The following is a 7391-nucleotide window of genomic DNA, read 5'->3' as shown; positions in this document are numbered from 1 at the left end:
TCAACGTGGCCGATTGTACCCACGTTGACGTGAGTTTTCGTACGTTCAAATTTTGCTTTTGCCATTTTCTATTTTCCCAGCAAAGTTATTTAAAAACTTTTATATTTAATATTTAAAAATATGAGCTGGGGAGAAGAATGGTGCTGATAGGCAGATTCGAACTGCCGACCTCACCCTTACCAAGGGTGCGCTCTACCAACTGAGCTATATCAGCACACTAATTGGAGCGGGCAGCGGGAATCGAACCCGCATCATCAGCTTGGAAGGCTGAGGTAATAGCCATTATACGATGCCCGCGTTCCTAATTCTCTGGCCACCTCATAGAAAAGTGGTGGAGGGGGCAGGATTCGAACCTGCGAAGGCTGAGCCGGCAGATTTACAGTCTGCTCCCGTTGACCGCTTGGGTACCCCTCCTGAGATTGATGGTGCCGACTGCCGGAGTCGAACTGGCGACCTACTGATTACAAGTCAGTTGCTCTACCAACTGAGCTAAGTCGGCACGTCATCAAGTGGTGCGCATTCTAGAGTAATCACTTACTCAGTGCAATAGCCTTTTCGAAATAATTTCGAACTTTTTCTTCTGACTGATGAAGTAGTTATCATCGATTAGAAACTAGCGCCGGGAGTAAACTCTCAGCGTAGCGGGCAAGGCCATGCACCACCAAATTCGCGACGAGGATGCTACCATTTGATTCAGCAAATGCAAGCATGTTTTTACCCCCGCCCCCGATAATTATCGAAAACGGCGCTTGTTTGCTCACCAAATAGTCAACCGCGCTCAAATAAACACCACGAAGGGCAGCCTGACACCCCATCGCCACACACTCTTCGGTATCCTGCCCTACCCTAAAAGTAGTGGGAATCTGATCATGGACGGTCACTTTAGACGTATTTTTTACCAGACTCTCTTGCATCAAAGAAAAACCTGGCACTATCCATCCGCCTAAATGTTGACCATTTTCTACAAAATCGCAGGTTACTGCGGTGCCTATATCTATCACTGCAAATGTTTTTTTTGCAATAGTTTGGGCACCGACCATAGCTAACCATCGGTCGCTTCCCATTTTATTTACATTTAGATAGCTATTTTGTAGACCAAATCTGAATTTTTCGGTTTCAATAAGATGCAGTTTGATTTTATTTTCATCGCAATATGTAAAAAATTGCTGCTCGATTTCGGGCTTGCCCACATTACATAAAAAAATGTGAGTGGGTGTGGTGGGTAATTGACGAAACAGCAGCGTTACCGAATCACTGCTATATATATGCTGTTTGTATTGAGCCAGGCTCACATATTTAAGCAAAGTATTGCCAGCATCAACTAACAGCACAGACTCATCAGTAACCACGCAAACTTACCTCTCCACCATGAAAACGTGTAATACCGTCTTCAGTTTCAACTAGTAACGCCCCACTGCTGTCAACACCCCGGTCTATGCCACTGAATCTTTTTTCACCCATCTGCAGCACAATCTTTTTATCTGCAAAAATATCTAAGGATTCCCAAATGGGGACATATTTACCGAACCCGTGGGCAGCAAATCCGTCGAGGTGCTCCCATAGAGCGCTAATAATTTTCGCCGCCAGTAAATTGCGGTCTGGCTCACTGCCCAGTACAGAGGATAAATCGGTATGAGGCTGGCCAACATCGTACTCATCCGCTGGCACAAAGACATTCAGGCCAACACCGATAACACAATGTGCCGTTGCGCCTATTTGTCCTTCTACTTCAATTAAAATGCCCGCCAGTTTTTTATTACCAAGGTAGATATCATTGGGCCACTTTACCTGCGCGTCATCTATTCCCATGCTTTGTAATGCATCACATATAGCCACACCCACTAGCAAAGACAACCCGGCCATGCTTTGATATCCATCAGGAAACGACCTGTACATTGAGAAGGTCAGGCTTCCACCCACAGGAGCTAACCATTGCCGTCCATGACGCCCACGTCCGGCCGTCTGAATTTCAGCTAAAACGGTATCGCCGTTGGCCAGCTCTTCGCGCGAATTTGCTATTCGTTTTTTAAGCTCCGAGTTTGTTGATTCAAGCACTGGCGCTATATCAATTACCGCAAGCCGTTTCGCATTCAGATGTTTCTTTATGTACTCTGCATTAAGGAGCGTAAAAGGACGGTTCAGACGGTAGCCTTTTCCTTTTACTTTAAAAACATCAAGCCCCCAATCAGATAACTGACTGATATGACCTGCAATGGCGGTTCGGGACAGCCCCACCTGTTGGGCGATAATTTCCCCCGAATGAAATTGACCATCGGCTAATTGCGCTAAAATTTGCTGGCGAATGAGTTTCGAAGCTTGTTTCATAGGGTGATTAATCCATGTTTTGCCACCAACCGGACTTCGGGCTCCAACGTAATAGCAAACTGCTGTTCTACCGAGTCGATTATTTGTCGTGCTAACTGTATAACCTGTTCACCACTGGCATGCCCAAGATTAGTTAATACCAGTGGTTGCGTGGGATGACAACGAACCTCGCCAACGGTTCTGCCTTTAAAGCCCAGTTTATCAATTAACCAGGCAGCAGGTATTTTCATGTGGTGTTTATCTACTTTATAAGCGGGCATTTCAGCGTGAATAGATAATAGCTTTTGGTATTGCTCAAGGCCAATTACGGGGTTTTTAAAAAAGCTGCCAGCATTTCCTAACACCGCCGGGTCGGGTAGCTTTTTACGTCTTACCCGTATGACTTCATTATAAATATCCTGGGCATTAGGTTGGTTTAATACCGCTAACTCTCCATAAGTAGTCACCGGCTTATAGTTTTTCGGCAATTTAAAGTTTACTTGTGTAATTACCACCTTACCGGCCAGAGTGTGTTTGAAAATACTATCGCGATAACCAAACTGACATTGGTCATGGGCTATTCGCTTCTGGGTAAAGGTAGCAAGATCGATGTAATCTACGGACTCAATAAAGTTCGCAACTTCAACACCGTACGCTCCAATATTTTGTATCGGACACGCCCCTACTGAGCCAGGAATAAGCGCGAGATTTTCCAAACCATGATATCCCTGCTTTAAAGCAAAGGTAACGAGCTCGTGCCAGTTCTCCCCTGCCCCTACCTGCAGACAAACAGCGCTTTCGGTGACGGTGGTACTGATACCCTTAATACGGTTGACCAATACCGTACCGGTAAAATCTTCGGTAAACAGCGTATTACTGCCCTCGCCCAATAAATAATAATGGGATGTATTGTCAAGCGCTGACTGAAGCTGTTCAACATCTTCAAAAACAAGCAGCGAATCACAATTGCTGGAAAGATGAAACGAATGATAGGAGCGAAGACCTGGCACACCGGCACCTTTTGTAAATCAAAACTGCCGATATAGTAGGGGATGTCGAGCTGGATGGAAAGTTCGAACAGTAAAAGCAGAGAAGAGTTTGGTTACGTAGCAGAAACCTACGAGTTTTTAATGTTATGGTGACCAAGAAATGTGCTGTAGGCTTTGACTGTTTTTGCATCCTTCACATTGCGCAATAATTGCGCTAATAATTTCATTTCACCTTTCGGAGCCATTTCAATCATATTCAGAGCCTCAGTATATGCCTTCTCTATAAATTGATGACCTTGTTCAGTTGCCACTGCGATGTCCGGTTGATTCATAAACCGTGTTACTGCTTCGGTATACTTTTCCCATACTTCCTGAGAAAAATCTAACATGGAAGGCTGGACAGCATTTATGTAACCGTTTCGATTATTCTTAAAAATCGATTTTTGAAGCTTTTTTCCTATAGGCCGCCCACGCCCCAACATAGCTATATATTCCTTTTCACTTCGATACTTGCGATGGATAATGAAGGCACGGTCTTTACTGTGCGAAAGAGCAGGTTTTTTCAAGCGTGAAAAATGCTTATTTAGTGGAAAAAAATCGGTACCATCATCTCGGCAATAACGCAGGCTGTTATCAATAATATTGTGCGCATTCATCTGACCTGGCCAGACAAATGATTTGTACATAGATTTTACTTGTTCAGCGGGCTCTACCGCCAGCATAGGTGTGTCGAGCACCCTTGAAAATGGCTCCGATTCGTCTATTTTGTTTAGCCAATTAAAGCAAACAATGTCAGAGTTTGCCCGACTTCTGGCCCATTGCGAAATTGAGGTTTTTAAATCTGCCGGGAGCCAGAACTCATCAATGTCTAAAAACATGACATGTGAAAAGCCCTGCTCCCTTGCTTTGATAAAAGCATTTCGATAAACCTCAACCTGCGGCGCTCCGGCGTCATTTTGCTGAAAGTAGTGATCAGCATTACAAAAGTGTACACGGGAAGATGCTAAGCAAGCGGCGAGTTCCTGCGTGTTATCAGTGCAGTTATTGTAGTGCACTTCTATTTCTGCAAAGCCAAAATACAGGTGATGATGCACCCATTCTGCAAGGTAAGCCGCTTCGTTGCGAGCAATGGCGACAAGCTTTATTTTTGGTTGGCTCAGATAACGCAGGGTGTGCAATTTTCGTTGTAGCCAGACACTACGCTCAAAATTAACGAGCCTGTGTTTCAGCTTAGTGAGCATGACGGTCGCTTTTCAGCTTTTCTTTGTGTGTGTTATCGCCCGAAAAGTCAGTTTTGATATCCACTAGAGTCACATTTTTTAAAAGTCGCTTCAATAACGGCGCCTCTTCTGCCGGAGCATCGGCTATCATGTTTTTCACCGTAGCGAATCGCTCTAGCACTGATTTTTCTGCTGTTTCGAGTAGCTGTTGTAATTGTGCGTCAGCCAGTCTTTCTTCTAAATAATAACTATAGTTCGCATAGGCCTGTTCAGGAAAGGTCAAATCAAACGCGTTGGTGTGGACATTATAACCACGTCGATTATTTTTAAATATTGAAGAACGCTTTGCTTCCTCAATTGGACGCCCACGTCCCAGCATCGCCACATATTCAAGTTCACTACGATATTGCCGGTGCACAACCAGAAAGTCACATTTTTTGAAAACCTCGTCACAATGCTCAACTTTCGACATGTCATCACGGTTTGTGGTGAACTCTGCCTGCCCTGTCATACCATAGCGAAGTTTTGAACTGACCACCGTGTGCGGGTTCATTACTGGCGGCTCGACAAAAGATTTTACGCAGGACTTTACTGTGGGAGAAAGTTCCAGGCTTAGCTTATTTTCAACAGCACGTCCAAACACGGTGCGGTCATTAAGCTTATTAGCCCAGTTGCTACAAACTACATCAAATTTCTTTTTTTTCAGCAGCATTTCCGGTATCGATTTTTCAAGATCTTTGGGTACCAGAAACTCATCAACATCTAAAAAAAGTACATGCGAAAAACCTTCATTGTAAGAGCGTCGAAGTGCATTACGATAGATCCTAACCTGCGGAGATTTTATGCTCGCTTTAAACCCCTCATCTGCATTAATGAAGGTAACAGGATAATGCTTCGATAAATACTCACCCATCTGAACGGTATTGTCATCACATTGATTGTAATGAACTTCGATATCGGCAATGCCGAAATAAAGATGGTGCAGAATCCATTCTGCTAAATATCTTGCCTCATTTTTGGCCACTGCAACCAACCGGACTTTTGGGTGGGTAAACTTTAGTGAGTGCTTCAAACGAGAAATAGGCAGGTAAGGCTCCAGTAGCGAGCTGACCAACAACTTCCTAAGCATTTTTTCGCCTGTCATTACGATAATGGCGTGCATTATACGGACTTTATCATTGCGCACCAATAAATCATGGTCGCGATGAATATCCATTCATTTCTATTCTTCAGTTACTACTGAAGCAGGGAGTAGCGGTACTTCAGCTATTCAGGGTAGGAATTTACTAATTAATGTTACAAATACAGATTCTAGGATAAGAGCTAGATACCAATATTTGAATGAGTAGCTTTTCTTAATTCCCCTCAGGCTTTACGCTGTAGCAGCAGACTTAATCTGAGTACAGCTTTTAGCGATTAAATTACACTTAGCAACGAGGCGGTCTATTAAAGTCACAAGCGCGAAGCAGGTATACTGAGCTGAACATACTTTCACAGATGAACCGATAAAGGACAACTACTAACCCTGAACCAAAACAACTATGGTAGGTTGGATTCCTCTATACCAGAGCAGTGCACTTTACTGCCTTATTCGAAAAAACTCGCTCCCGACTAGGTGGTACCATTCTCATATCTAGTGAACGAGGCGGCCTTCACGAGCAAGTGAGCCAAGAGGGAGAAGTGAGATACATCAAAGTAAATCAGGCGTCCCTCACATAAGTGCCTTCGCTATAAAAACACCCACTTTATTTAATTACACGTACTAACTACCCAAGGGATGCTACAGGCAATAAAAAAGTTCCTGTCTTTCGACAACGGCTTCTCTGAGAATGAGATTGCTTCACAACGAACGGTCGCCGTGTGCTACGCCCTGCAGCATCACAATCAGAAGTACTACTTTGTTGTGTGCATAAAAAAAAACCACTCAAATGAGTGGGCTTTTTTGTGCAATAGGAGCTCCGTAGCCGGCAAGGGACAGTTCACTTCGTGACGAGAACTATCTCTGGCAACCACGTTGTCACTTGGGGTTGGACCCACCCTGGGTGAAGAGCGGTGAGCGTAGCGAGCGAGGGGTGCCAGTGGCACGCCGACAAACTGGTCCGGAACCAGTTTGAACAGCTTTAGCTGGCCTGCGTCAGCAGGTGAGCCACAAGGACGTGGCGAATAAAGTGATGAACGCGAGGCATGGGTGAACAGGGTTACAAGCAAATGAATCGTTTCATTTGCGCCGTGTGAACGACCCGAGCTCTGTGAGGGGCTGGACCAGCTTGCTGGCCGAGCTGGACATTACTTCAGGGACGAATTGGCGGAGGTGAATTCACGCAGAACATCGAACGTAAACCACCACGAGGGGTTAGGTATCTCATGGGGTGAGCACGCGAGTGCTTTTCCGAGTAAAAGGGCTATCCATAAACGTTAAATGAACCTGCTAATCTCGCAAACACCAGACGAAAAAAAAGCCATCCTTTCGGTTGGTTCTCGCTGAGAAACAGTTTTTCTTAGAATGAGGAGCTCCGTAGCCGGCAAGGGACAGTTCACTTCGTGACGAGAACTACTCTCACATGGGGGTGAAGAACGGTGAGCGTAGCGAGCGAGGGGTGCCAGTGGCACGCCAAGAGTGATGAACGCGAGGCATGGATGCCGAGCTGGGCATTGCTTCAGGGACGAATTAGCGGAGGTGAACTCACGCAGAACATCGAACGTAAACCGCCCCGATGGGTTAGGTTCTCTATATAAGAGTGGCGCAGTTATACTGCGCTTATACGAAAAAAGCCCACTCAAATGAGTGGGCTTTTTCGTGTAATGAGGAGCTTGGCGGTGTGCTACTCTCACATGGGGAATCCCCACACTACCATCGCCGCTAACGTGTTTCACTGCT

5 protein-coding genes and 4 tRNA genes are annotated in these 7391 nt (G+C 45.2%); all 9 read right to left on the bottom strand.

The genetic code is table 11. The features are described 5' to 3' along the window. Nucleotides 1-138: 138 nt before the first annotated feature. A tRNA-Thr gene (locus JK130_RS16470) sits at nt 139-214 on the bottom strand. 8 nt (nt 215-222) lie between these two features. After that, nucleotides 223-297: transfer RNA gene (locus JK130_RS16465), tRNA-Gly, on the bottom strand. A gap of 32 nt (nt 298-329) precedes the next feature. After that, nucleotides 330-414, bottom strand: a tRNA-Tyr gene (locus JK130_RS16460). Between the two features lie 9 nt (nt 415-423). Further along, nucleotides 424-499 (bottom strand) — tRNA-Thr (locus JK130_RS16455). Between the two features lie 100 nt (nt 500-599). Then, nucleotides 600-1349 carry a type III pantothenate kinase gene (locus JK130_RS16450; protein ID WP_218355424.1) on the bottom strand — a complete coding sequence of 250 codons (750 nt, stop codon included), beginning with the start codon at nt 1347-1349 and terminating at the stop codon, nt 600-602. After that, complete coding sequence (birA, locus tag JK130_RS16445; protein WP_218355423.1) at nt 1339-2325, bottom strand: bifunctional biotin--[acetyl-CoA-carboxylase] ligase/biotin operon repressor BirA; 987 nt, start codon at nt 2323-2325, stop codon at nt 1339-1341. The genes JK130_RS16450 and birA overlap by 11 nt, the downstream gene beginning before the upstream one ends. Then, nucleotides 2322-3314 (bottom strand): UDP-N-acetylmuramate dehydrogenase, encoded by a 993-nt coding sequence (gene murB, locus JK130_RS16440; RefSeq protein WP_218355422.1) that lies wholly within the window; start codon nt 3312-3314, stop codon nt 2322-2324. Before murB ends, birA begins: the two co-directional genes overlap by 4 nt. A gap of 107 nt (nt 3315-3421) precedes the next feature. Beyond that, the gene (locus JK130_RS16435) at nt 3422-4471 is read right to left on the bottom strand and encodes a glycosyltransferase family 2 protein (RefSeq protein WP_218355421.1); all 1050 of its coding nucleotides are present in this window, start codon (nt 4469-4471) and stop codon (nt 3422-3424) included. 52 nt (nt 4472-4523) lie between these two features. Then, nucleotides 4524-5729, bottom strand: a complete 1206-nt coding sequence (locus JK130_RS16430; protein ID WP_218355420.1) for a glycosyltransferase family 2 protein — start codon at nt 5727-5729, stop codon at nt 4524-4526. Nucleotides 5730-7391: the final 1662 nt, after the last annotated feature.

The organism is Alteromonas lipotrueiana (genome assembly GCF_019249245.1).
Taxonomy (GTDB): domain Bacteria; phylum Pseudomonadota; class Gammaproteobacteria; order Enterobacterales; family Alteromonadaceae; genus Alteromonas; species Alteromonas lipotrueiana.
The sequence above is the reverse complement of the archived record's forward strand: the minus strand, read 5'-3'. Positions and strand labels throughout refer to the sequence as shown.

Coding starts and splice junctions, on each gene's coding strand:
- birA (WP_218355423.1), bottom strand. CDS start 2,325: ATGAAACAAGCTTCGAAACTCATTCGCCAGCAAATTTTAGCGCAATTA.
- JK130_RS16430 (WP_218355420.1), bottom strand. CDS start 5,729: ATGGATATTCATCGCGACCATGATTTATTGGTGCGCAATGATAAAGTC.